Source organism: Caulobacter sp. SLTY (genome assembly GCF_009905535.1).
Lineage (GTDB): Bacteria > Pseudomonadota > Alphaproteobacteria > Caulobacterales > Caulobacteraceae > Caulobacter.
Window position 1 is genome coordinate 59,089 of the sequence record NZ_JAAALA010000017.1, and the last position, 24,230, is coordinate 83,318.

24 protein-coding genes are annotated in these 24,230 nt (G+C 68.4%); 19 read left to right on the forward strand and 5 right to left on the reverse strand.

Going from position 1 to position 24,230, the window contains the following annotated elements:
* Positions 1-33 precede the first annotated feature (33 nt).
* From GVN21_RS11550 to GVN21_RS11570, 5 genes are all read left to right on the forward strand, one after another.
* The gene (locus GVN21_RS11550) at positions 34-681 is read left to right on the forward strand and encodes a methyltransferase (RefSeq protein ID WP_166574926.1); all 648 of its coding nucleotides are present in this window, start codon (positions 34-36) and stop codon (positions 679-681) included.
* A 68-nt stretch (positions 682-749) separates the two neighbouring features.
* Positions 750-1,085: a VOC family protein gene (locus GVN21_RS11555; protein WP_166574896.1), complete on the forward strand. Its 336-nt coding sequence runs from the start codon at positions 750-752 to the stop codon at positions 1,083-1,085.
* A 150-nt stretch (positions 1,086-1,235) separates the two neighbouring features.
* Entirely contained in the window at positions 1,236-3,017 is a 1,782-nt protein-coding gene (ggt, locus tag GVN21_RS11560; protein WP_166574897.1) for a gamma-glutamyltransferase, read from the forward strand.
* Positions 3,018-3,095: 78 nt separating this feature from the next.
* Positions 3,096-5,126 (forward strand): S9 family peptidase, encoded by a 2,031-nt coding sequence (locus GVN21_RS11565; RefSeq protein WP_166574898.1) that lies wholly within the window; start codon positions 3,096-3,098, stop codon positions 5,124-5,126.
* 14 nt (positions 5,127-5,140) lie between these two features.
* Positions 5,141-5,491 (forward strand): MmcQ/YjbR family DNA-binding protein, encoded by a 351-nt coding sequence (locus GVN21_RS11570; protein WP_166574899.1) that lies wholly within the window; start codon positions 5,141-5,143, stop codon positions 5,489-5,491.
* Here GVN21_RS11570 and GVN21_RS11575 read toward each other — a convergent pair.
* Genes GVN21_RS11575 through GVN21_RS11585 form a run of 3 tightly spaced genes read right to left on the reverse strand, consistent with a single transcriptional unit; the run spans position 5,472 to position 8,904 of the window.
* Positions 5,472-5,642: a hypothetical protein gene (locus GVN21_RS11575; RefSeq protein WP_166574900.1), complete on the reverse strand. Its 171-nt coding sequence runs from the start codon at positions 5,640-5,642 to the stop codon at positions 5,472-5,474. The genes GVN21_RS11570 and GVN21_RS11575 overlap by 20 nt on opposite strands.
* Entirely contained in the window at positions 5,639-6,727 is a 1,089-nt protein-coding gene (locus GVN21_RS11580; RefSeq protein ID WP_346764252.1) for a PepSY domain-containing protein, read from the reverse strand. Before GVN21_RS11580 ends, GVN21_RS11575 begins: the two co-directional genes overlap by 4 nt.
* 20 nt (positions 6,728-6,747) lie before the next feature.
* Positions 6,748-8,904, reverse strand: a complete 2,157-nt coding sequence (locus GVN21_RS11585) for a TonB-dependent receptor (RefSeq protein ID WP_166574901.1) — start codon at positions 8,902-8,904, stop codon at positions 6,748-6,750.
* Between the two features lie 193 nt (positions 8,905-9,097).
* Between GVN21_RS11585 and GVN21_RS11590 the strand changes: the two genes are divergently transcribed.
* The 7 genes from GVN21_RS11590 to GVN21_RS11620 all read left to right on the forward strand — a co-directional run bounded on the left by GVN21_RS11590 (position 9,098) and on the right by GVN21_RS11620 (position 15,954).
* Positions 9,098-10,627 (forward strand): UbiD family decarboxylase, encoded by a 1,530-nt coding sequence (locus GVN21_RS11590; protein WP_166574902.1) that lies wholly within the window; start codon positions 9,098-9,100, stop codon positions 10,625-10,627.
* A gap of 59 nt (positions 10,628-10,686) precedes the next feature.
* Positions 10,687-12,465, forward strand: a complete 1,779-nt coding sequence (locus GVN21_RS11595; protein WP_240902887.1) for a M14 family metallopeptidase — start codon at positions 10,687-10,689, stop codon at positions 12,463-12,465.
* A 65-nt stretch (positions 12,466-12,530) separates the two neighbouring features.
* A complete protein-coding gene (locus tag GVN21_RS11600) occupies positions 12,531-12,935 on the forward strand; it encodes an MAPEG family protein (RefSeq protein ID WP_166574904.1) in 405 nt (134 codons plus the stop codon).
* A gap of 195 nt (positions 12,936-13,130) precedes the next feature.
* Positions 13,131-14,462: a TldD/PmbA family protein gene (locus GVN21_RS11605; RefSeq protein WP_166574905.1), complete on the forward strand. Its 1,332-nt coding sequence runs from the start codon at positions 13,131-13,133 to the stop codon at positions 14,460-14,462.
* A complete protein-coding gene (locus GVN21_RS11610) occupies positions 14,459-15,244 on the forward strand; it encodes a 3'(2'),5'-bisphosphate nucleotidase CysQ (protein WP_166574906.1) in 786 nt (261 codons plus the stop codon). Before GVN21_RS11605 ends, GVN21_RS11610 begins: the two co-directional genes overlap by 4 nt.
* Positions 15,245-15,262: 18 nt before the next feature.
* The gene (locus tag GVN21_RS11615) at positions 15,263-15,499 is read left to right on the forward strand and encodes a DUF4170 domain-containing protein (protein WP_166574907.1); all 237 of its coding nucleotides are present in this window, start codon (positions 15,263-15,265) and stop codon (positions 15,497-15,499) included.
* 47 nt (positions 15,500-15,546) lie between these two features.
* Positions 15,547-15,954 (forward strand): GFA family protein, encoded by a 408-nt coding sequence (locus tag GVN21_RS11620; protein WP_205690041.1) that lies wholly within the window; start codon positions 15,547-15,549, stop codon positions 15,952-15,954.
* On the opposite strand, the gene GVN21_RS11625 is transcribed toward GVN21_RS11620, so the two are convergent.
* The gene (locus tag GVN21_RS11625) at positions 15,955-16,620 is read right to left on the reverse strand and encodes a protein tyrosine phosphatase (protein WP_166574908.1); all 666 of its coding nucleotides are present in this window, start codon (positions 16,618-16,620) and stop codon (positions 15,955-15,957) included.
* 102 nt (positions 16,621-16,722) lie between these two features.
* Here GVN21_RS11625 and GVN21_RS11630 point away from each other — a divergent pair, with 102 nt between their 5' ends.
* Both GVN21_RS11630 and GVN21_RS11635 read left to right on the forward strand, forming a co-directional pair.
* The gene (locus tag GVN21_RS11630; RefSeq protein WP_166574909.1) at positions 16,723-18,504 is read left to right on the forward strand and encodes an ABC transporter ATP-binding protein; all 1,782 of its coding nucleotides are present in this window, start codon (positions 16,723-16,725) and stop codon (positions 18,502-18,504) included.
* A complete protein-coding gene (locus tag GVN21_RS11635; RefSeq protein WP_166574910.1) occupies positions 18,504-19,220 on the forward strand; it encodes a lysophospholipid acyltransferase family protein in 717 nt (238 codons plus the stop codon). The genes GVN21_RS11630 and GVN21_RS11635 overlap by 1 nt, the downstream gene beginning before the upstream one ends.
* Positions 19,221-19,286: 66 nt before the next feature.
* On the opposite strand, the gene GVN21_RS11640 is transcribed toward GVN21_RS11635, so the two are convergent.
* The gene (locus tag GVN21_RS11640; protein ID WP_166574911.1) at positions 19,287-19,553 is read right to left on the reverse strand and encodes a hypothetical protein; all 267 of its coding nucleotides are present in this window, start codon (positions 19,551-19,553) and stop codon (positions 19,287-19,289) included.
* Between the two features lie 160 nt (positions 19,554-19,713).
* Between GVN21_RS11640 and GVN21_RS11645 the strand changes: the two genes are divergently transcribed.
* From GVN21_RS11645 to GVN21_RS11665, 5 genes are all read left to right on the forward strand, one after another.
* The gene (locus tag GVN21_RS11645) at positions 19,714-20,931 is read left to right on the forward strand and encodes a TIGR03862 family flavoprotein (protein WP_166574912.1); all 1,218 of its coding nucleotides are present in this window, start codon (positions 19,714-19,716) and stop codon (positions 20,929-20,931) included.
* 43 nt (positions 20,932-20,974) lie between these two features.
* Complete coding sequence (locus GVN21_RS11650) at positions 20,975-21,934, forward strand: D-alanyl-D-alanine carboxypeptidase family protein (RefSeq protein ID WP_166574913.1); 960 nt, start codon at positions 20,975-20,977, stop codon at positions 21,932-21,934.
* Between the two features lie 34 nt (positions 21,935-21,968).
* Positions 21,969-23,069 (forward strand): L,D-transpeptidase, encoded by a 1,101-nt coding sequence (locus GVN21_RS11655; RefSeq protein ID WP_166574914.1) that lies wholly within the window; start codon positions 21,969-21,971, stop codon positions 23,067-23,069.
* Positions 23,070-23,188: 119 nt separating this feature from the next.
* Positions 23,189-23,389, forward strand: coding sequence for a hypothetical protein (locus GVN21_RS20875; RefSeq protein ID WP_240902888.1), 201 nt, complete (start codon positions 23,189-23,191; stop codon positions 23,387-23,389).
* 116 nt (positions 23,390-23,505) lie between these two features.
* On the forward strand, positions 23,506-24,177 hold the full coding sequence (locus tag GVN21_RS11665) for a nitroreductase (RefSeq protein WP_205690042.1): 672 nt from the start codon (positions 23,506-23,508) through the stop codon (positions 24,175-24,177).
* The last annotated feature ends 53 nt before the right edge of the window (positions 24,178-24,230 follow it).

Here is a 24,230-nt window from a genome sequence, read left to right on the forward strand (position 1 = left end):
GGTTAATTTGCCATGAAGCGGCTATGCGGCGCCATGATCCTCGACCGCACCGCCTTCATCCTGGAGAACACACGCCTCCAGGCCCCGCCACATACGCCGGAGATCCGGCTGCATCTGGCGGATGAGGTCACCCCGATCTGGCGGATGACCGAGGAAGCGCTCAGCGAGATCGGCCTGCCGCCGCCCTTCTGGGCCTTCGCCTGGGCCGGCGGCCAAGCGGTGGCCCGCTACGTCCTGGACCATCCGGAGGTGGTGGCCGGCAAGCGGGTGGTGGATTTCGCCACCGGCTCGGGCCTGGTGGCCATCGCGGCGATGAAGGCCGGGGCGGCCAGTGTGCTGGGCAGCGACGTGGACGGCTTCTGCGGCCCGGCGCTGGCGCTGAATGCGGCGGCGAACGGCGTTACGGTGGCCTTCACCGACGCCGACCTGCTGGACGGCCCTGCCCCCCAGGCGGAGGTCATCCTGGCTGGAGACATCTGCTACGAACAGCCGCTGGCGGGGCGGGTGCTGGCCTGGCTGGCCGCCGCCCGGGCCGGGGGCGCCACGGTGCTGATCGGAGATCCCATGCGCACCTATTTCCCGCGCGAAGGCCTGGTCCACTTGGCCGAATACCAAGTGCCGACGACCCGCGAGTTGGAGGACTATGAGGTCAAGCGCACCAGCGTCTGGGCGTTTCCGTGATCGCCGCCAAGAGAGCCGTTGACTCTCGCCGGGCCAAAGGAACAAATAAGGAACATCGGAGGACAGACATGCGCGAAGACGGCAAACTCGACTATCTGGAAATGCCCGGCGGGGCGTTGGGAACGACCAAGACCTTCTATGCCGAGGCCTTCGGTTGGCAGTTCATCGACTATGGGCCGACTTATGCGGCCTTCAACGAGGGGCTGGACGGCGGATTCGATGCGGACGAGGCGACGGCCAAGCCCTTGCCGGTGCTCTATGCCCATGACCTGGAGGCGATGGTGGATAAGGTGACCGCCGCCGGCGGGGAGATCGTCAGGCCGATCTTCGCCTTTCCGGGCGGGCGCCGCTTTCACTTCCGCGACCCGGCCGGCAATGAGCTGGCGGTTTGGTCGGAGGGTTAGGCGCTTCCCCGCGTCCGCCCCCCTCCCCCGTCATCCTCGGGCTTGTCCCGAGGATAACGGCCTGTGGGAGGTGAGCGGCCAACGGCAAACAGAGTCGCATCCCCTCATGCCTGCCCTATAGTCCCCGGCAGTCTTTCGGGGAGTGACACCATGCGCCGCCGCACCTTCCTTGCCGCCCTGCCGCTTTCGGCCGCAGCCGCCGCCGCCTCACCGGCCTCGGCGCAGGTCCCGAGGCCCAAGGACGGCAATCCCGATCTGGCGCGGGCCGACGTGCGGCCCGGGGACCGGGTGGCGGGGGCGCTGTTTTCGACCCGCTCGGCGGCCTGGGGGGTCAACGGGGCCGCGGCGACGGCGCATCCGCTGGCCAGCCTGGCGGCGATCGACATCCTGCGGAAGGGCGGATCGGCGGTCGATGCGGCGATCGCGGCCAACGCCTGCCTGGGGTTCCTGGAGCCGACCGGCTGCGGCATCGGCGGCGACTGTTTCGTGCTGCTGTGGGACCCGAAGACGAAGAAGGTGGTCGGGCTGAACGGCTCGGGGCCAAGCCCCAAGGGGCTGTCGCTGGAGACGGTGCGGGGCCGGGCGGTGGAAGGCAGGATCCCGTCCTGGGGGGCGATCACGGTCAGCGTGCCGGGGGCCGTGGCGGCCTGGGGCGCGCTGCACGGGCGGTATGGCAAGCTGCCCTGGAAGGACCTGTTCGGGCCGGCCATCGGCCTGGCTAGCGAGGGCGTCCCGGTGGCCCAGACCATCGCCTTCTACCTGGCCAGCGCGGTGCGTCGCTACACCAACCCGGCCTCGAAGATCGAGGAGACCGACAACTTCCTGAAGGTCTGGACCAAGGACGGCAAGGCGCCGGTCGAGGGCGAGATCTTCAAGAACCCGGCCCTGGCCAACACCTACAGACTGATGGCCGAAGGGGGTCCGCGCGCCTTCTACGAGGGCGAAATCGCAACCCGGATCGAGGCCTATTTCAAGCGGATCGGCGGCTGGATGACCCGCGCCGATCTGGCCGCCCACAAGAGCGAATGGACCCAGCCTCTGGTCACCGGCTATCGCGGGGTCGACGTCTATGGCCTGAGCCCCAACAGCCAGGGCCTCTCGACGCTGCAGATCCTCAGCATGATGGAGACCTTCGATATCAAGGCGATGGGCTTCCAGTCGGCGGCGGCCATCCACCATGCGGTCGAGGCCAAGCGGCTGGCCTATGAGGACCGCGCCCGCTACTTCGCCGACCCGTCCTTCTCCCCCGCCCCGCTGGAGTGGCTCAATTCCAAGGATTACGCTCGCGAACGCGCCAAGCTGATCCGGTCGGACCGCATCCTGGAGACGGTCTATCCCGGCCAGGCGCCGAGCCGGGGCGACACCACCTATTTCACCGTCGCCGACAAGGACGGGATGATGATCTCCATCATCCAGTCCAACTATCGGGGCATGGGCTCGGGCCTGTCGCCGGACGGCCTGGGCTTCATGTTCCAGAACCGGGGCGAGATGTTTGCCCTGACTGACGGCCACCCCAACGTCTATGCGCCGGGTAAGCGGCCGTTCCAGACCATCATCCCCGGCTTTGCGGTCAAGGACGGCCAGCCCTGGTTGAGCTTCGGGGTGATGGGCGGCGACATGCAGCCCCAGGGCCAGGCCCAGATCATCAGCAACATGGTCGACTTCGGCCTGGATGTGCAGGCGGCCGGCGACGCCCCGCGCTGGCACCATGAGGGAGGTTCGGAGCCGACCGGGGAGCTGTTGGGCCAGCCAGGCCTACTTCGGCTCGAGAGCGGTGTCCCTGGCGAGACCCGCGCCGCCCTGGAAAAGCTCGGCTGGAAGATCGGCGCCAGCGACGGCGGCTTCGGCGGCTACCAGGCCATCGAGCGCTGGCCTGGCCGCTATGCCGCCGCCACCGAGATGCGCAAGGACGGCATCGCCCTGGCCTACTGACGCGAGGGCCCGAACGGACGGCTTGCGGGGCGCGCGCGGCGGGGGTCTAGTGCGCGCCACGTCTCGTAGGAGCTTTCCATGCGCTATGCCGCCGCCGGCCTGACCGCCGCCTTCGCCGCCACCCTCGCCGCGGGGGCCTGGGTGGCCGCCGCTCCCGCAGCCGAAGCGCCGCTGATCCCGCGGGCCAGTTTCTTCGGCAACCCGACCAAGACCGCTGGGCGGCTGAGCCCGGACGGCAAGTGGATGGCCTGGATCGCGCCGCGCGACGGGGTGCTGAACATCTGGGTGGCGCCGGCCGCTGATCCGGCCGCCGCCAAGCCGCTGACCGACGAGAAGCAGCGGCCGATCCGCCAGTACTTCTGGGCCCAGGACAGCAGCACCATCCTATTCGTCAACGACAAGGGCGGCGATGAAAACTTCCTGCTCTACGGCGTCGATATCACCACCGGGGCCCAGAAGGCGCTGACGCCCTTCGAGAACACCCGGGTCTATGTGGCCGGGACCAGCAAGGACCGGCCGGACACCGTGCTGGTCGGGGTCAACAATCGCGATCCCAAATGGCACGACGCCTGGGAGATCAACCTGAAGACCGGCGCCATGAAGGAGGTGTTCCGCAACGACGGCTTCGGCGCCATGACCGCCGACGAACAGCTGGTCCCGCGCATCGCCGCCAAGGTGAACGACGATGGCTCGGTCGACTACTTCAAGATCGTCGACGGAAAGGCCGAGGCCAAGCCCTTCACCCAGGTCTCCTTCCAGGACAACGACACCAGCCCGCTGGGCTTCACCCAGGACGGCAAGACCCTCTACTGGGCCGATACCCGTGGCCGCGACAAGACGGCCATCGTGGCGCAGGACTGGGCGACCGGGAAGACCACCCTGATCGCCGAAAGCGACAAGGCCGATGTCGCGCCGGCCCTGTTCAATCCAACGACCGGCAAGCTGGAAGCCTATGTCGTCAACTATCTGAAGAACGACTGGAAGGCGCTGGACCCGGCGATCCAGGCCGACATCGACTTCCTCAAGACGGAGTTGAAGGGCGAGATCGGCATCGCCTCGCGCACCGACGCCGACGACCGCTGGATCGTCGGGGTGGACCCGGTGACGGCGCCGGCCTCGACCTGGCTGTACGACCGCAAGGCCAGGAAACTGACCAAACTCTATACCAGCCGGCCGGAGCTGGAGGGCCAGACCCTGGCGGCCATGTATCCGGTCGAGATCAAGTCGCGGGACGGCAAGACCCTGGTCTCCTACCTGACCCTGCCGGCCGGGACCGACCCGGACGGCGATGGCAAGCCCGACAAGGCGGTGCCGATGGTGCTGTTCGTGCACGGCGGGCCGTGGGCGCGGGACCGGTACGGCTATAACGGCGCACACCAGTGGTACTCTAACCGCGGCTATGCGGTGCTGAGCGTCAACTACCGGGGCTCGACCGGCTTCGGGAAGGCCTTCACCCGCAGTTCCGACGGCGAATGGGCCGGCAAGATGCACGACGACCTGATCGACGCCGTCGACTGGGCGGTGAAGGGCGGCATCGCCCAGAAAGACAAGGTCGCCATCACGGGCGGCAGCTATGGCGGCTACGCCACCCTGGTCGGGATGACCTTCACCCCGGACACCTTCGCCTGTGGCGTGGACATCGTCGGGCCCTCGAACCTGAAGACCCTGTACGACACCTTCCCGCCCTACTGGACCTCGGGCCTCAGCATCTGGCGCAAGGCGCTGGGCGATCCGAATACGCCGGAGGGCCTGAAGCTGATGCAGGATCGCTCGCCGATCAACCGGGTGGACGCCATCAAGCGGCCGCTGCTGATCGGCCAGGGCGCCAACGACCCGCGCGTCAAGAAGTCGGAGAGCGACCAGATCGTCGAGGTGATGAAGGCCAAGAACATCCCGGTCACCTACGTGCTGTTCCCCGACGAGGGCCACGGCTTTGCCCGGCCGGTGAACAACATGGCGTTCACCGCCACGGAAGAGCACTTCTTGGCCAAATGCCTGGGTGGCCGGGCCGAGCCCTACGGCACGGTGCTGAACGGCTCCTCGATCCAGGTGCCGCACGGGGCCGAGTACGCGCCCGGCCTGAAGGAGGCGCTCTCTACCAAGAAGTAGGGGGCGACCAAGACATGACCCCGGAGGAGTTCGCCGCCATCGCCCTGGAATTCCCCGCCTGCGAGGCGGGGACCAGCTATGGCGTGCCGAGCTTCAAGGTGCGGGGCAAGTTCTTCACCCGCATCCGGAGCGAGGACAACAGCGCCGTGATCCAGGAGGTGCCGTTCGATGAGCGGGACCTGCTGATCGAAATGGAGCCGCAGACCTTCCACTTCACTGACCACTACCGGAACTATCCCATCGTCCTGGCCCGGCTCGAGACGCTCAATCCGGACCAGCTCCGGGGCCTTCTCGAGCGGCGCTGGCGGAAGATGGTGACCAAGGCGATGGTCAGGGAGTGGGAGGCTAACTCCGCCGGGTCTTGAGCACCCAGCCCAGCACCGCCAGGGGAAAGCCCAGGCACAGCCACGACAGCCAGTCCCAGGGGCCGTCGCCGACCAGGGCGCCGACGAGGCCGATCAGCGACAGGATGGCCAGGACCGTCGGCCAGCCGAAGATCTTCAGAAAGCTGCTCATGGCTCGACCGCCACGGCTTTGCGCCGACCGCCGAGCCAGAGGTAGAGGCCGCTGGCCAGCACTACGATGGTGATGAGATCGAGGATCGCCCAGATAATCTTAAGCGGCAGGCCACCGTAGTCGCCGAAGTGCAGCGGCTTGGAGAGGGCCAGGGTCTCCACGTACCAGGGCATCTTCTCAACGGCGGTCAGGGCGCCGGTGCGGGCGTCGATCAGGGCCGGCTCGGCGATGTGCTTGGTCAGCGGCGTATTGCCGTGAAGGAAGACCGCCATGTGGTGGTCGGTCGAGAAGCCGCCGCCGGGGAAGGCGACGAACTGCACGGTCATGCCGGGCATGGCCTTCCGGGCGGTATCGACGGCCTGCTGCACGGAGGCGATCTTCGCAGGCAGCGCCTCGCCCTTGTAGGGGGCGGTCAGGGCGGCCAGCTGGTTGGTCTTCCAGGTTTCGAAGATCGGGTCGGCCAGGGTGTTGATCACCCCGGTCAGGCCGACGACCAGCACCCAGGCGACGGTCACCATGCCAAGCACGTTATGATAGTCGAGCCATTTGAGCTTCGAGGAGCGGCTCCTGCGGACCGTGCCGAACTTCATCCGGCGCATGAAGGGGGCGTAGACGACCACGCCCGAGACGATGGAGGCGGTGAACAGCACCCCCATACCGCCCAGGAACAGCATGCCGGGCAACCCCAGGAACATGTCGGTGTGCAGCTGGAGGATGAAGTCCATCACCCCGCCGCCCGGCACATCCGGCACCGGATCGCCGCTGGTCTGGTCGATGGGGGAGAAGACCATGTCGGTCTCCTTGGCGTCCGGGGTCGGGCCGCTGGTGACATTGACCACCGGCCGGTCGGTGTCGAAGCTCATGAACAGCGGCACGTGGCCCGGATTGCGCTCCAGGGCGGCTTTCAGCACCTGGTCGTAGTCCATCAGGGGGCCGGACGGATTGGCCGGCTTCCACTTGTCGTGGCCGAGCGCGTCGTCGATCTCGCGGTGGAAGATCAACGGCAGGCCCGTCAGGCACAGCATCAGCAGGAAGAGGGTGCAGACCAGGCTGGTCCACTTGTGGACCAGGGACCAGGCCCGCACCGCTCCCGGCTTCATCGCCACTAGAAGTCGACCGAGGCCGAGAGGACGAAGGTGCGGGGCCCGCCGAGCACCAGGTAGTTGGCGCCGGGATAGCCGCCGGTCGAGGCCCAGTAGGCCTCGTCGGTGACGTTCTCGACCCGGGCGCGGAAGGTGACCGGCTTCTCGGAGATGGTCACCGTGTAGCGGGCGCCGAGGTCCAGGCGGGTCCAGCTGTCGAGATCCACGGTGTTGGCCGCATTGGCAGGCTGCTCGCCGGTGTAGACCACCCGGCCGTCGAGGGTCAGGCCCGGCGCGAACGGCAGGTCGTACTCCAGATTGGCGTTGGCCTGCCATTCGGGAACCCCGATCGGGCGGGTGCCGTCCAGCGCACCGCCCGCGGTCTTGGTCAGCTCGGCGTCGACCCAGGTCAGGCCGCCCAGCACCCTCAGGCCCTCGGCCGGTTCGCCGAAGACGCTGAACTCGACGCCCCTGTTCTCCTGCTCGCCATTGGTATCGAAGCGGTTGTTCTGCACGAAGGCGCTGGGCAGGGTGATGGAGAAGACGCTGGCCGTGCCGCCGAAGCGGCCGGTGTCGAACTTCAGCCCCAGTTCCACCTGCCGGCCGCGGAACGGGTCCAGCACCTCGCCGGCGTTGACCACCGGGACGCCGCCGCTGGTCGCCGGCGCGATCTGGCCGGGGATCAGGGCCTCGGTGTAGTTGGCGTAGATCGAGATCTGGTCGGTGGCCTTGTAGACCACGGCCACGGCCGGGGTAATGGCGTCGGCCTTGTAGCCGCCGATGCGGGCGCCCGTGTTGTAGTCGTAGGTGGCGGTGTCGATCTCCTGCCAGCGGGCGCCGAGGGTGACGATCACCTTGTCGTCCAGGAAGGTCAGCATGTCGGCGATGGCGAAGCTGCGGTTATCGACCCGTTCGGTGACGTGGGGGTCGCTGGCCGAGCCGCCGACGAAGAAGGTGGCCGCCGGCTTGGGCGCATCGACCGGGTTGTAGAGGTCGGTGGCGAAGGGGGTGAAGAAGCTGGAGAAGGCGTACGCGTTGCGCGATTCCAGGCTGGTCGCCGCGCCCGAGAGCACGAAGCGGTGGGCGACCGGGCCGGTGTCGAAGGTCCAGCGCAGGCCGAGATCGGCCGACAGGATGCTGTCCTCGCGGGTGTTGTCGAAGCGGTAGGCGGTCATGGCGCCCGTGGCGTCGACATTGGGGTTGGCCAGGACGTTGCTTTCCTTGCCGTCGCGGCCGCCGAAGGCGACCCACAGCGAGATGTCGTCGGTGGCGTCGAACTCGCCGCGCACCACGCCGAACAGCTGGCGCTCGTCGGTGTAGGTCCAGGGCTGGGCGAAGTTCTTGTCGGGGTCCGGCGGGCTGGGGATGGCGCCGGTGGGTGTCACGCTCGGCCGGGGCCGGTCGATGCGGTGGTCCTGGATGCCGATGTCAGCGGAGAACCGGAAGCGCTCGCCGCGATAGTCGAAGCCGAGGCCGGCGAGCAGCAGGCGGCGTTCCTGGTCCTCGACCGAGGTCTCGCCGTCGCGGCCGGCGATGTTGAGGCGCAGGCCATACCGGCCGTCGGCGCCGAACCGGTTGGCGCCGTCGAACGCGCCGTAGATCGCGCCGCCGCCCTCGACGCCGGCGGTCAGGCGCGACAGGCCCTCGTCCGGAGCGCGCTTGGGAACCAGGTTGAAGGCGCCGCCGACGCCGCTGCCGCCCGGGGCCGCGCCGTTCAGGAAGGCGGTGGCGCCGTGGAAGACCTCGACACGCTCAAGGAATTCAGCGGCGACGAACTGGCGCGGCAGGATGCCGTAGACGCCGTTGTAGGTCATGTCGTCGGAGTAAACCGGGAACCCCCGGATGACATACAGCTCCTGGAAGTTGCCGAAGCCCTTGGCGACCCGGACGACCGGGTCGTTCTGGAGGATGTCGCCGACGCTCACCGCCTGTTGGTTGCGGGCCAGCTCCTCGGTGTAGTTGGTGGTGGAGAAGGGGGTGTCCATGACGTCCAGCGCCCCGAACATGCCCACCCGGCCGCCACGGGCCACCTGGCCGCCTTCATACGGACGGGGCAGCTCGACCTGGGAGCCGGTGACGACCACCGCCTCGACCTCGCCCTCCTGCGACTGCTGAGCAGACGCGGCGCCCGCCGCCAGAACCGAAACCATCGCGGCCGAAGCCAGAAGAGCAAAGCGCATCGAGGCACACCCTCATCAATTGAGAAGGGCTCGCAGATAGTCGCGATGAGAATGCATCGCAACATCGTAATGTCCCCTAGGCCACATTAGCCGCGTCCGTGCCCACAATGCCTCACACGCCGTCATCCCAGCCCTTGCATTTCCCCCGGCGGCGAAGAGCGCTAGATCGACCCGACAGCAAAAGGATCGCTTCATGGCCTATCGTTCGCTCCGCGACTTCATCGCTACCCTCGAGAAGGCCGGCGAACTGGTGCGGGTGAGCGAACCGGTCTCCACCGAGCTGGAGATGACCGAGATCTGCACCCGGCTGCTGGCCACCGGCGGCCCCGCGGTCCTTTTCGACAATGTGCTGAAGGCCGACGGGACCAAGTCGGAGATGCCCTGCCTGGCCAACCTGTTCGGCACGGTCAAACGGGTGGCCATGGGGGTGACCCTTGGCGGCAAGCCCCGCACCACCGGCGCCGAGCTGCGCGAGGTCGGCGAGCTCCTGGCCTTCCTGCGCCAGCCCGAGCCGCCGCGCGGGATGAAGGACGCCCTCAACCTGCTGCCGCTGGCCGGCACGGTGCTGTCGATGCGGCCGCGCGAGGTGAAGAGCGCGCCGGTGCAGCAGGTGGTGATGAAGGGCGACGCCATCGACCTGGGCAGGTTGCCGGTGCAGACCTGCTGGCCGGGGGAGCCGGCGCCGCTGATCACCTGGCCGCTGGTGGTGACCAAGGGGCCGTCGGACAGCAAGCAGGATGACTACAACCTCGGCATCTACCGCATGCAGGTTCTGGGCAGGGACCGGGCGATCATGCGGTGGCTGGCCCACCGGGGCGGGGCCCAGCACTATGGCCGTCACAAGGGGGCGGGAAAGCGCGAGCCGTTGCCGGCCTGCGCGGTGATCGGGGCCGATCCGGGCACCATCCTGGCGGCGGTGACGCCGGTGCCGGACACCCTGTCGGAGTATCAGTTCGCCGGCCTGCTGCGCGGGGCCAAGCTCGACCTGGCGCCGGCCAAGACGGTGCCGCTGATGGTGCCGGCCCAGGCGGAGATCGTCATCGAGGGCCATGTGCTGCTCGACGAGTACGCCGACGAGGGGCCCTACGGCGACCACACCGGCTACTACAACAGCGTCGAGAAGTTCCCGGTCTTCCAGGTGAGCTGCATCACCATGCGCAAGGATGCCATCTACCACACCACCTTCACCGGCCGGCCGCCGGACGAGCCCTCGATCCTCGGCGAGGCGCTCAACGAGGTGTTCATCCCGCTGATCCGCCAGCAGTTTCCGGAGATCGTCGACTTCTGGCTCCCGCCCGAGGGCTGCAGCTATCGGATCGCCGTGGTCAGCATGAAGAAGGCCTACCCCGGCCACGCCAAGCGGGTGATGCTGGGCGTCTGGAGCTACCTGCGCCAGTTCATGTACACCAAGTGGGTCATCGTCGTGGATGACGACATCGACGCCCGCGACTGGAAGGACGTGATGTGGGCGCTGAGCACCCGGATGGATCCGGGCCGCGACATCACCGTGATCGAGAACACCCCCATCGACTACCTGGACTTCGCCAGCCCGGAGAGCGGGCTGGGCGGCAAGATCGGGCTGGACGCCACCAACAAACTGCCGCCGGAGACCCACCGCGAGTGGGGCGAGAAGATCGTCATGGATCGCGCTGTGGTGGACCGGGTCAGCGAGATGTGGTCCCGTCTCGGCCTGCCCGGCGACGGCAAGCCGATCTGGAAATAACCATGCGACTGGCCTTCTCCGCCGTTCTCTCGTCCCTTGTTCTGTTGTCGAGTCCCGCCATGTCCCAGCCCGACCTGCCCAACGCCAAGCCCTGGGATCAGCCCTTCCTGCCGCCGGCGCCCGAGTGGAACGGCAAGTCCAAGGCCCTGCTGCGGCCGGCGACCGATCCCTGGGCCAGCGGCTTCGAGCAGGACGCCGAGCACGACTTTTCGCCCAACTACGTCGATACCCGTGCCTGGTTCGACAAGCTCGATGCGGCCAGCGCGCTGATCCGGATCGAGGAGTTCGGCGTCTCGCCCGAGGGTCGGCCGATCTATGCGGTGATCGCGTCCAAGGATGGGGCGAAGCTCGATCCCAAAAAGCCGGTGCTGCTGGTCCAGGCCGGCATCCATCCGGGCGAGATCGACGGCAAGGACGCCGGGATGATGATCCTGCGGGACATCGCCTTTTATGGGCGGGACAACCTGATCGATAAGGTCAACCTGATCCTCATCCCCATCCTGTCGGTCGATGGCCATGAGCGGTCGGGCGCCTACAGCCGGCCCAATCAGCGCGGGCCGCGCATCCAGGGCTGGCGCAACACCGCCACCAACCAGAACCTCAACCGTGACTACATGAAGCTGGACCAGCCCGAGATGCGGGCGGTACGGGCCTTCGCCAACAGGGTCCGGCCGGACCTGTACTTGGACGTCCATGTCACCGACGGCATCGACTACCAGTACGATGTGACCTTCGGATACAACGGCGAGGACGGCGGCTGGTCGCGCAGTCCGGCCTCGGCCAAGTGGCTGGACGAGCACTTCAAGCCGGCGATGTACAGGGCTCTGGAAGCCCAGGGTCATATCCCCGGCGCGCTGGTCTTCGCCATCGACGACCGCGATCCGAAGAAGGGCCTCAGCGACGGGGGCCTGGGCGAGCGGTTCTCCAACGGCTGGGGCGCGGCCGCCCATGTGCCGACCATCCTGATCGAGAACCATAGCCTGAAACCCCATGAGCAGCGGGTGCTGGGGACCTATGTGTTCATCGAGCAATCGCTGAGGGTGCTGGCCCAGCGCGGCGGCGACCTGCGCGCGGCTTCGGCCAAGGACGCGGCGCTGCGGCCGGCGGAAATCCCGGCCAACTTCGCAGCGGACGACAAGCCGGACGGCACGCGCGACTTCAAGGGCATCCAGTTCGAGTTCTACGACAGCCCGGCGTCCGGCGGCCGTGAAGTCCGCTGGCTGGGCAAGCCCGACCCGGTTCTCTGGCAGATGCCCTTCTACGGCTCCCAGCCGACCCTCACCCTCAAGCGCCCCGCCGCCTACTGGGTCCCGGCCTATCGCGCCGACCTGATCGAGCGGCTGAAGATCCACGGCGTGGTCATGGAGACGCTCGACGCCCCCCGCACCGTCTCGGTGGAGATGCTGCGCCTGGACGACCCCAAGGTCGCCGCCGCCACCAACGAGGGCCATGTGCCGATCCGGGTGAGCAAGGTCACCCCGCTCCGGCGCGACTGGGTCTATCCGAAGGGCTCGGTGCGGATCTCCACCGACCAGCCGCTCGGCGACATCGTCGTGCTGCTGCTTGAGCCGCAGTCGTCGGAAAGCTTCTTCGCCTGGGGCATGGTCCCGGAGGTGCTGAACCGGGTGGAATACATCGAGGGCTACGCCATCGCCCCGATGGCCGAGAAGATGCTGGCGCAGGATCCGGGCCTGAAGGCCGCGTTCGAGGCCAAGCTGGCCGCCGATCCGGAGTTCGCCAAGAATCCCGACGCGCGGCTCTCCTGGTTCTACGAGCGCACGCCCTTCTTCGATGACCGCTGGAAGCTGTATCCGATCGGCCGCGAACTGCCGCGTTGAGCCCTATTGATCCGCCGGCCGAATGAGCGACTAATCCCCCGCTTCCAAGGACGGGGAACCCGCGCATGCTCACCGAGTCCACCTTCGGCCACGCGGCGGCGCTGTGGGTCGGCCTGAACCTGCTGCTGCTGCTCGTGCTGTCCCTGCTGGTGGTGCGCCAGCGCCAGAAGCACAAGGTGGCGCTGGGGGATGACGGCATTCCCGAACTGGCCCAGGCGATCCGGGCCCAGGGCAATGCGGTGGAGTACATCCCAGCCGCCCTGATCGGGTTGGTGGTGCTGGAGGGGACCGGCGCGCCGGGGGTGCTGATCCATATCGGCGGGCTGATCCTTTTGCTCGGTCGGGTGGCGCACGCCATCGGCTTGAGTAACAGCGGCGGCATCTCGATGCTGCGCACCGGCGGGGTGGTGCTGACCTGGCTGGCCTACATCTTCATCATCGCATCCTGCCTGTTCTTCTCGATCGGCTAGGGGACTGGTTCGCCGCTGCGCGGACCTGACCGAGCGCGCTCCGGGCTGGCGCGGCGTACCTGTCCCCGATCTGGCGCGGACCACCGGGGACAGGCACGCCGAGCGACAGCGGCTCGAAACCTTCTCCATCGCGGCCGCGGCGAGCCCGTCCCCTGCCCTCTTGCGAGCGCGACGCCGGGCACCCATAAGCCCTGCATGGATCAAACCCTGTTGAACGACCTCGTCGGCGCCGCTCTGGCCGCCGGGGCCGATGCGGCCGAGGCCGCCTACGCCGAACGTCAGGCCCTGTCGGTGTCGGTCCGGCTGGGCGAGCTGGAAGAGGTCGAGCGCGAGGAGGCCCGGGACCTGGGCCTACGGGTCTTCGTCGGCAAGCGACAGGCGACGGTGTCGGGGTCGGACATCTCCGAGACCGGCCGCGCCAAGCTGGTCGAGCGCGTGGTGGCCATGGCGCGGCTGGCGCCGGAAGACCCCTATGCCGGACTGGCGCCGCGGGAACGGCTGGCCGAGGGGCCGCATCTGGACCTCGACCTGTATGACGATTTCGAGCCCTCCGCCGAGACGCTGGAGGCGCGGGCCCGCGAAGCCGAGGACGCTGCCCGCGCCGTGCAGGGGGTGACCAACTCGGACGGCGGCTCGTCCGCCTGGTCGTCCAACCGCTGGATGCTGGCCACCAGCCATGGCTTCTTCGGCGCCCACCGCACCTCCGGCTTCTCGATCAGCGCCAGCGCCATTGCCGGCGAGGGCGCGGGCATGGAGCGCGGCGGCGAAGGCCGCAGCGTGCGTCACAACGAAGACCTGCCCGACGCCGGCTGGATCGGCTCCGAGGCCGGACGGCGGGCCGTGCAGCGGCTGGGCGCGCGCAAGATTGCCTCGACCACCGCGCCGGTGGTCTTCGAGAACCGCATCGCCGCCAGTGTGCTGGGACCGTTCCTGGGGGCCATCTCCGGGCCGAGCGTGGCGCGGGGGGTGTCGTTCCTGAAGGACAAGCTGGGCCAGCGGCTGTTCAGCGAGAACATTTCCATCCTCGATGATCCGCTGCGGCGGCGCGGGCTGGGCTCCAGCCCGTTCGACGACGAGGGGGTGGTGACCGAGCCGATGGCGCTGATCGACGAGGGCGTGCTGACAACCTGGCTGCTTAACACGGCTTCAGCCCGGCAACTGGGGATGGAGACCACCGGGCATGCCTCGCGCGGGTTGGCCGGGCCGCCGGGGACCGGAACCTCGAACGTCATCCTGACCGGCGGGGAGAAGGATTTGGCCGGGCTGATGGCCGACGCCAAGGCCGGGCTGCTGGTGACCTCGATGTTCGGGCCGTCGCTGAACGCCAACACCGGCGACTGGTCGATCGGCTGTTCGGGCTTCTGGTTCGAGAGCGGGGAACTGGCTTATCCGGTCAACGAGATCACCGTGGCCGGCAACCTGGTCGACATCTACGGACGGTTGATTCCGGGGACCGACTTGGAGATCAAGGGCAGCCACGATTCGCCGTCGCTGCTGGTCGACGGGCTGGCCATCGCCGGATCGTGAACGACCTCGAGCTCATCAGCGAAGCCGCCCGCACGGTCGGCGAGACGGCCCGGGACCTGAGGTCCGAGGGCCTGCGGTCGCGCGAGAAGGCTGGCGGCATGGGGCCGGTGACCAACGCCGACCTGGAGGTCGACGCCCTGCTGAAGGCCATGCTGATGCAGGCGCGGCCGGAGTATGGCTGGCTGTCCGAGGAGACGGCGGATGATCCCTCCCGGCTGGAGCGAGAAAGGCTGTTCGTGGTCGACCCGATCGACGGCACGGTCTCCTTCATGAACGGCAAGCCCTATTGGGCGGTCAGCATCGCCGTGGTCGAGGCGGGGAGAACGGTGTCGGCGGTGGTGCATGCGCCCGACCTGGATGAGACCTATGAGGCCCAGGCCGGGAGCGGGGCGCGGCGGAACGGGCTCGAGGTCGGCGCCAGTGACGTTCGCCTCATCGAGAACAGCGGCATGCTGGGGGACGCCAAGATGTTCGGTCACCCCGCTTGGCCGACCCCCTGGCCGCCGATGCGGATCGAGACCCGCAACTCCATCGCTTACCGCCTGTGCCTTGTGGCGGACGGTCGGTTCGACGCGGCCCTGGCGCTCAGCGCCAAGAGCGAATGGGACGTGGCGGCGGCCGACCTGATCTGCGCGGAGGCCGGCGCTGTGCTGACCGATCACAAGGGCCGGCCCTTCGCTTACAACAAGCCCGTGCCCTCGATGCCGTCGGTGGTTTGCGCGGCGCCGGGCCTGCACCCGTTGATCCTGGAGCGCGTCCGGCATATCGACCTGGAAAGATAGCTTCCCCAAGGACAGACCATGCCCGACAAGCAGCTCCTGCACCTCGTCATCGGCGGCGAACTGAAGAACGTCACGGCCATCGAATTCGCCGACCTCGACAAGGTCGAGTTCGTCGGCGCCTTCGCCAGCTATGCCGACGCCCACAAGGCTTGGAAGGCCCGCGCCCAGGCCACCGTGGACAACGCCCACGCCCGCTACTTCATCATCCACGCCCACAAGCTGCTCGACCCCAGCCTGGACGCCGACCACCACTAGGCAAGCTGGCCGGCCGGAGTCATGGTTCCTTCCAACAGGACGGGAGGATGACCATGCATCTCGAGGGCGGCTGCTATTGCGGCAAGGTGCGTTACGCGCTGGACGGCGATCCGATGATGAGCGGCCAGTGCCATTGCCGCGAATGCCAGTACATTTCCGGCGGCTCGCCGAACGTCTTCATCGCCTTTCCGGTGAGCGGGGTGACCTACACCAAGGGCGCGCCCAAGGCCTTCATGCGCGAGGACCTGGAGGGGGCGGTGACCCGCGAGTTCTGCGCCGACTGCGGGTCGCACCTGATGGCCAGGCCACAGACGCTGCCGGCGGCGATCGTCAAGGTGGGCACGCTGGACAACCCGGCGGTGGTCACCCCGGCCATCGCCATGCAGATGGCGGACGCCCAGCCGTTCCATGCGCGGCCGGAAGGGATTCCGGTTTTCGAGCGGTTCCCCGGGTAGCTACTCGCGCTTAAGCAGCCGGTCCGTCACCAGGGTGCCCCACCAGGCGGCCTGGAAGTCGCCCTTGATAGTCTTGGGGTCGTAGGCGTCGCTCATCACCCATTCGAGGAACGTCAGGCCTTGGGGCTCGGCCTCGGTGAGGTAGCGTTCGAAGACGTAGTCCAGCACGCCGGTCTTGCCCTGTTTCACGTGCAGGGTGCGCAGGCCCAGTTCGGTCATGGCGTCGCGGATCGACTCGCCCAGGTGGAAGTGGCGGTAGAAGACGCTCATGATCCCGGCCCGGTCCGCGCCGGACTTGCAGTGCATCAGCGCCGGGTACTCGATGGTCTGGAACAGGGTGCGGGCGTCCAGCACCTGTTGGCGGGTGGGGACGGCGCGGGAGGTGATGGTGAAGTCGACCATCTTCAGGCCGAGGCGCTGGCAGGCGTCTTTCTCCAGCGCGTAGAAGGAGGCGTCGAAGCCGCCGCGCAGGTTGATGATGGTCTTGATGCCGTCGCGCTTCCAATAGGCGAGCTGGAACGGCCAGGGCTGGGCGGCGCGGACCATGTCGGGGCCGATCCAGTGGGCGTTGGAGAAACTCAGGCGCAGGAAGGCGTGATCCTTCCAAAAGAAGTCCCAATTGGCGCGCAGACGGCCCCCGCTGGTGCTTAAGTCGTAGCCGGACAAGTGGCGCTCCATCGCAGAGCGTCCTAAGTAGGCGGTGACCGCGCCGATGCAAACCCTTCCCCCACCTCGAGGGAGAGGACAGCGAAAGAACCCCGCCGCCGCATGAGCGACGCCGCCCCCGCCGAGATGACCAACCGCCAGCTGGCGGGCCGCGTGGCGCGGACCTACCTCAAGCCACGGTGGAAGGGGGTGACGGTCGCGCTGGTCTGCGCGGTAATCAGCGCGGCCCTGTCGGCGTTGCTGGTCAGCACCCTGGGGCCTGCCATTACCCTGATCGACCAGCCCACGACCCAGGGCCTGTGGGTTGTGCCGGTCACCATCATCTGCCTGGCGCTGGGCAAGGCGCTGGCCCAGATCGTTCAGGCGACCCTGGTCAACCGGATCGGCCATGGATTGGTCGGGGATGTCCAGGTCGATCTGTTCGGCCGCATGGTTCGGGCCGATCTGGCCCGGCTAAGGGCCACCCACTCGGGAGCTTTCGTTTCCCAGGTTCTCTATGACGCCGGCCTGATGCGCGAGGCGGCAACCACGGCAATCGTCAACTACACCCAGAACGTCCTGATCGTTCTGGGCTGTCTGGTGGTGATGCTGGAGACCGACCTGAAGATGGCGCTGGGCGTCCTGATCCTGGCGCCGTTCATCAGCCGGGTTATGGGACGGTTTTCGCGCCGATCCAAGAAGGCCGCCCGAGGCGCCATGGCCGCCACGGGCATCCTGTCGTCCCTGTTGATGGAGGGCCTGGACGGGGTGCGCGTGGTGAAGATGGAGAACCGCGAGGCCGACGAGGAGGCTCGGGTCGCCGAAGCGGTCAAGAAGCGCCAGCGGCACATCATCAAGGGCGCCAACGCCCGGGCCCAGGCGACCCCGGTCACCGAATTCCTGACCATGGTGATCGTCGCGGGCGTGTTCGTCTACGCCGGCTGGCGGGCCTCGCTCGGAGCCATGAACATCCAGGACTTCACGGTCTTCCTTGGCGCCCTGACCATGGCGGGGCAGTCCTTGCGCCAGTTGGCGAACCTGCAGACCGTGTTTGCCGAAGGCATGACCGCGGCCAGCCGCCTGTTCACCGCCCTAGACGTGGAACCGGAGGTGCGTGAGGCCGAGAACGCGCGGCGGCTTAGCAATGTGGACGGGCGCGTCCGGTTTGATGGTGTGTCGTTCGCCTACGGCGGCGGGGCGCCGGCCATCGAGGACGTGAGCCTTGAGGCGGGACGCGGCGAGACCATCGCCCTGGTCGGACCCTCGGGTGGTGGCAAGAGCACAATCCTGTCGCTGATCCCGCGCTTCTATGACGTCAGCGCCGGCCAAGTGACTATCGACGGCATGGACGTGCGGGAGGCGACCATCGCCTCGCTGCGCGACCGGATCGCCCTGGTCACCCAGGAGCCGTTCCTGTTCGACGACACCATCCGGGCCAACATCGCCTATGCCCGGCCCGAGGCCAGCGATGAGGACGTCGAGCAGGCGGCGCGGCTGGCGGCGGCGCATGACTTCATTCTGGAGCAGCCCGAGGGTTACGACACCGTGGTTGGCGAGGGCGCCGCCCGGCTTTCGGGCGGGCAGCGGCAGCGGATCGCCATTGCCCGCGCCTTCCTGAAGGACGCGCCCATCCTGCTGCTCGACGAGGCGACCAGCGCCCTGGACACCGAGAGCGAGGTGCAGGTGCAGCAGGCGCTGGATCGGCTGATGGCCGGCCGAACCACCATCCTGATCGCCCACCGGCTGTCGACGGTGAAGAACGCCGACCGCATCTATGTCATCGAGCGGGGCCGGGTGGTGGAGACCGGGACGCATGCGGGGCTGATCCGCCGCAAGGGCGGGCTCTATGCGCGGCTGGCGCGGGCCCAGGATCTGGAGACCGCGCCTGAGGAGTCCACCTCTTGATGAAGCAGTGGTTCCGGTCGGAAAGCGTGCAGCGGTTCCTGGCCGACATCTTCGCCCTGTGGCTGCGGCTGTGTTTCGCCACCATGCGCTGGCGGCGCGAGGGGCAGGAGCAGGTCGAGGCGGTCTGGGCCGGCTGGTATCGCGGACAGGCGCCTTATGCCGGCAAGGGGGCGATCCTCTGTTTCTGGCACGGACGGATTCCGCTGTCGCCGAAGAGCTGGCCCCAGGCGCCGGAGCGGCATGACATGCGAGCGCTGATCAGCCGCTCGTCCGACGGGGAGTTCATCGCCCTGGCCATGCAGGCGGTGGGGTTTCCGGCCATCCGGGGCAGCAGCGCCAAGAAGTCCGATCCGGGCAAGAACAAGCACGGCGAGCAGGCCTTCCGCGACATGATCCGTTGGGTCGGCCAGCAGGGCGCCATCGCCATTACTCCCGACGGTCCGCGCGGACCCAACGAGGTGATGCAGGCCGGGACGCCGGCCCTGGCGCGGGTGACCGGGGCGCCGGTGATGTTGGTCGGGCTGGCCTGTACGCCGGCCATTCGCCTGGGCAGCTGGGATGGGGCGATGATTCCGGTCCCGTTCGGGCGCGGGGCGATAGTCTGGGACGGGCCGCTGTTCGCGGTGCGAGGCGATGATCCCGAAGCCCTGGCGGCGGAGTGGGGGCCGCGGCTGTCTGCGGTCACGCGGCGGGCCGAGGCGCTGCTCAAGCCATAGCCCACAATGCAGAACGCCCCCCGGCCGGGCCGGAGGGCGCTTGCTCAGCGGCGCTGAAGACGAAGCTTACTGCTCAGCCTTCTGCTCGATCGCATCGGCGGTCTTGTCGGCGGACTCTTCCACCGCGTCGGCCTTCTGGTCGAGAGCCTCACCGGCCGCCTGGTTGCCGACGTCCTTCTGGGCGTCAGCCTGCTTTTCGAGGCTGTCGGCGGTCGCTTCGCCCTGCTGTTCGACGGCGTCGGCCTGCTTTTCGGCGGCCTTCTCGGCGGGGCTGCCGCAAGCGGCCAGGGTCAGGGCGCCGACAGCGGCAACGGCGATGGTCACGATACGCATGGGATGTTCCCTCCGGTTTTTTGCACGAAGGATTAGCGCATCACCCGGCCGATGGTTCACGCCGGGCGAGATAAAATTTGCCGCTACTAAAACGTCGCCGAAGCCAGCGCTTTCCATCACGGCCGTTCACAGGCTTGCGACCAGAGCTTAGGGAAGAGGCATGACGCGCGCGCCCTTTATCACCGTGATCGGAGCCGGGCCCGCCGGGCTGGCGGCGAGCGAGACCCTGGCGACCGCCGGGTGGGCGGTGCGGCTTCACGAGGCCATGCCCTCCTCGGGCCGCAAGTTGCTGATGGCCGGACGAGGTGGGCTGAACCTGACCCATTCGGAACCGATGGAGGGGTTTGTCGGTCGATATGGCGAGGCGGCCGGCTGGATGGGCGAGCGGCTTACGTCGTTCGACCCGGCGGCGCTGACGGCCTGGGCCGAGGGTCTGGGCCAGGCTGTTTTCACGGGCTCCAGCGGGCGGGTGTTTCCCAGGGCGATGAAGGCCTCGCCGTTGCTGCGGGCCTGGCTGGCGCGGCTCGGCGGTCTGGGCGTGGAGCTGAGGCTGCGGAGCGCCTGGCGCGGTTGGGACGAGGCCGGCGGGCTGGTGTTCGAGACAGCCGGCGAGCGGCAGGTCGAGGCGCCGGCGGCCACCGTCCTGGCGTTGGGCGGCGCCAGCTGGCCCCGGCTGGGATCGACCGGCGCCTGGGCGCCGCTGCTGGCCGGGCGGGGGGTGGAGATCAATCCGTTCCGCCCGGCCAACATGGGGTTCACCGTGGACTGGTCCGAGAGCTTCCGGGCGCGGTTCGCCGGCCAGCCGTTGAAGGCCATCGCCCTGAGCCATGCGGGCCGCACGGTGCGGGGCGAGGCAATGATCGCCGGCTATGGCCTGGAAGGCGGGGGACTCTATGCCTTGTCGGCAGGCCTGCGGGAGGCGGTCACGGCCGAGGGGTCGGCGGTGCTGACCCTGGACCTGAAGCCGGAACGGAGCGTCGGGGCGCTGACCGAGCGGCTGGCGCGGCCACGCGGCGGGGCCAGCCTGTCCAACTTCCTGCGCAAGGCGGCGGGTCTGTCGCCGGCGGCGATCGGGCTATTGCGGGAGGCCGGGCCGGTGCCGGAGGGGCCGCGAGACCTGGCGACGCGGATCAAGGCGCTGCCCGTGACCCTGAGCGGGGTCCAGGGGCTGGAGCGAGCCATCTCCAGCGCCGGCGGGATCGCGCTGGGCGAGGTGGACGAACACCAGATGCTACGCCGGCTGCCCGGGGTGTTCGTGGCTGGAGAGATGCTGGACTGGGAGGCGCCCACCGGCGGCTATCTGTTGCAAGGCTGTATCGCCACCGGGGTGGCGGCGGGACGGGGCGTGCTGGCCTGGCTTGAACCTTCAGGCGGTTGACGCGCTCCCTGCGCCGTGGGCCGATGGGGTCCGGAGGACTGCGATGGGCGCGCTCGCCGCCATAGGGGGCTGGATCATGCGGCTCCTGCGCTGGACGGCGCTTCTGGCGTTGGTCGGCGTTGGGGTGTTGATCGGCGGCTGGCTGCTGCTCAAGCCTGACCCGCGGCCGAGGGCGCCGGCCTTGTCCGAGCCCTACCAGGGCGAGACCTTCGCCGAGCGGCCGCTGGCGCCGCCGAGAGCCGTCGAGACGGGGGATTGCGGAGAGGCCACACAGTACACGGAGGCGGCGCGGGCCAACAGCGGGTCGGCGATCAGCCTGGTCTGGACGCCGTTCGGACCCGAGGAGGTGGGCTGGGAGACCTATGGCCCGCTCATCGCCGCCGAAATCGGGACGGCCTGCGGCTTCGGTCAGCCGGGGTTCGCCGCCGCCCTGGCCGAGTGGCAACGGCGGCATGGGCCCAGTCGCGACGGGGTGCTGCGCCCCGCCGACTTCGAGATCATGAAGCAGGCCTGGCATCGCAGGCGGCCGTTCTCGAAGATCCGGCCAGAGGACTGTCCGCCGCCCACCGCCGACCTCACCTTCGCCGGCGTGGAGGAGGTCTATGGCCGGCCGATGCAGCTGCGGCCGGGAACCCTGGCGGCCTATCGCCGGATGATCGCGGCGGCGCGGGCCGAGGCGCCGGAAATCTTCGCCCGGCCCGAGGCTTTGAAGATCTTCTCCGCCTTCCGCGATCCAGAGGCGGACGCGCTGCGGTGTGAGGCCGACGGCAACTGCGATGGCCTTCGCCGCACCCTCTGTTCGGCGCATCGCACCGGCCTGGCGCTGGACCTGCATGTCGGCATGGCCGCCGGCCGCGATCCGGCTTCCACGGCAAACGCCAACCGGCTGGCCCAGTCGCGGGACCCCGCCTATCGCTGGCTGGTGCGCAACGCCCACCGGTTCGGCTTCGTCAACTACGCCTTCGAGCCCTGGCACTGGGAATGGACGGGCGAACCGGTCTGACGGAACCGGCGGCCCGACAGCGAATTGGTTGGGCATGAAAAAAGCCACCACGCTCGCCCTGTTGACTGTTTCGGCCCTCGCCCTTGCCGCCTGTGGCGGCCAGGACGACAAGCCGCCGATCCCGCCGCAGGAGGATGTCGGACCCACGCCTGCCCCGCCACTGGCCGGCGGTCTGGCGCCGGGAGCCGTCAATTCCGCGACTTTCGCCGCCCCGCCCTCGGCCGACCAGCGGACCCCGGCGGTGTTGCGCGCCCAGGTGCTGCTCGACCGGGCCAAGTTCTCGCCCGGCGTGATCGATGGCACGGCCGGTGAGAACCTGCGCCAGGCGGTGGCCGCCTTCGAGGAGGCGAAAGGCCTGCCCGTCGATGGCGAGTTGGACGAGGCGGTGTTCACCGCGCTGACCAGCGGCGATGGCCGTCCGGTGCTGGGCGACTATGTGATCACCGAGGAGGACGTGAAGGGTCCCTTCGTCACCCTGGGCGACAAGATGACCGAACAGGCCAAGCTGCCCGCCATGGGCTTCGAAAGCCCCAAGGAGGCGCTTGCCGAGAAGTTCCACATGACCGAGGAGCTCTTGGACCAACTCAATCCCGGTGTGGACTTCGCCAAAGCCGGGACGAAGATCGTCGTGGCCCAGCCGGGCGACGATAGGCTGCCCGCCGATGTGGCGCTCATCGAGGTCGACAAGGCGGACAAGGCGCTGCGAGCCTATGACGCAGGAGGCAAGCTGCTGGCCTTCTATCCGGCCACCATCGGCAGCGACGAGCGGCCGGCGCCCGAGGGCCTGCTGACCGTGACCGGGGTGGCCCAGGATCCGACCTATACCTTCGATCCCAAGCGGCTGACCTACAGCCAGCCCGGCGTGAAGGGCAAGCTGACCTTGCCGCCCGGCCCCAACAGCCCTGTGGGCAGCGTCTGGATCGCCCTGAGCAAGGAGACCTTCGGCATCCATGGCTCGGACGCACCCAAGGAAATCGGCAAGAAGTTCAGCCACGGCTGCATCCGCCTGACCAACTGGGACGCGGAGGAACTGGCGAGCAAGGTCAAGTCCGGCGTGAAGGTCAGCTTCATAGAGGTCTCGGCCGGCGGATTGCGCGAGCAGCAGGCCAAGACAGCGCCGAAGAGCAAGACCTGAGCGACAGCCGCTATCCCATAACGCCGGACGGCCGCTATTTCGTGGTTCGCGGCCGGCTTTGGCGGCGGAGCAACCCAGCCCTGCCGGAGCCTGAGCGAGACCACCTGGTTCGACAGTTGATGGCGGCGAGACGGGCGGTCGGCCGGGCTTTGAAGGCCGTAGACCACGCGGCCGAGGCGGACGCCCGCGCCCAGGTCGATGCCGCCAAACGCGCCCTTGGCGAGCGCGGCCCTGTCTGGTGGACCGACGGCGCGGCGGATTTCAACCGGCACATGGCGCGCAACAGTCCTTATGCGGACTGGTGGTCCGCGATGACCTAGCCGTTTGAACGCGGGCCGTGGGGGCGGGGCGAACAGCCGGTTGCCCCCAGGTCGGTCTGGCGCCGCCGGCGGCTTGTCGGCATGGTCCGCCGAACCCCTGACCGGAGCTCCTGCCCTTGCTGCTGTCCGACGCCCTGCGCGCCCGCCGCTCGATCCGCGCCTTCCGCCCCGATCCCGTGCCCGAGGCGCTGGTCCGCGAGCTGCTCGAGGAGGCCAGTCGGGCTCCTTCAGGCACCAACATCCAGCCGTGGAAGGTGCATGTGGTCGCCGGCGAAGTGCGGACCCGGCTGGAACGGGAGGTCCTGGCCCACCGCGAGACCAACCCCCAGGACAACAGCGCCGAATTCCCCCGCCGCAGCGGCGCACGTCGCGATCCCTACCTCACCCGCATGCGCACCCTGGGCAAGGCGATGTACGGCCTGCTGGAAATCCCCAAGGGCGACCAGGCGGCCAACTGGCGCCAATGGGGCCGCAACTACCAGTTCTTCGACGCGCCGGTCGGCCTGATCTTCACGATCGACAAGGACCTGGACGCGATGAGCTTCCTGGACATCGGCATGTTCATCCAGACCTTGATGCTGAGCGCCACGGGGCGGGGTCTGGGCACCTGCGCACAAGGGGCGTGGAACAACTACTGGACCGTGACCCGGCGGGTGTTGGAGGTGCCGGTAGACCAGTACATCGTCTGCGGCCTGTCGCTCGGCTGGCCCGACGAGACCGCGGCGGTGAATGGGTTGGCGGCGGACCGGGAGCCGGTGGAAGCGTTTGCGGTTTTCCACGGGTTCTGAGGCTGGCGCGTCGGAGGGGGCAGACTTCACGCGATTGAGATAGCGCCGCCATT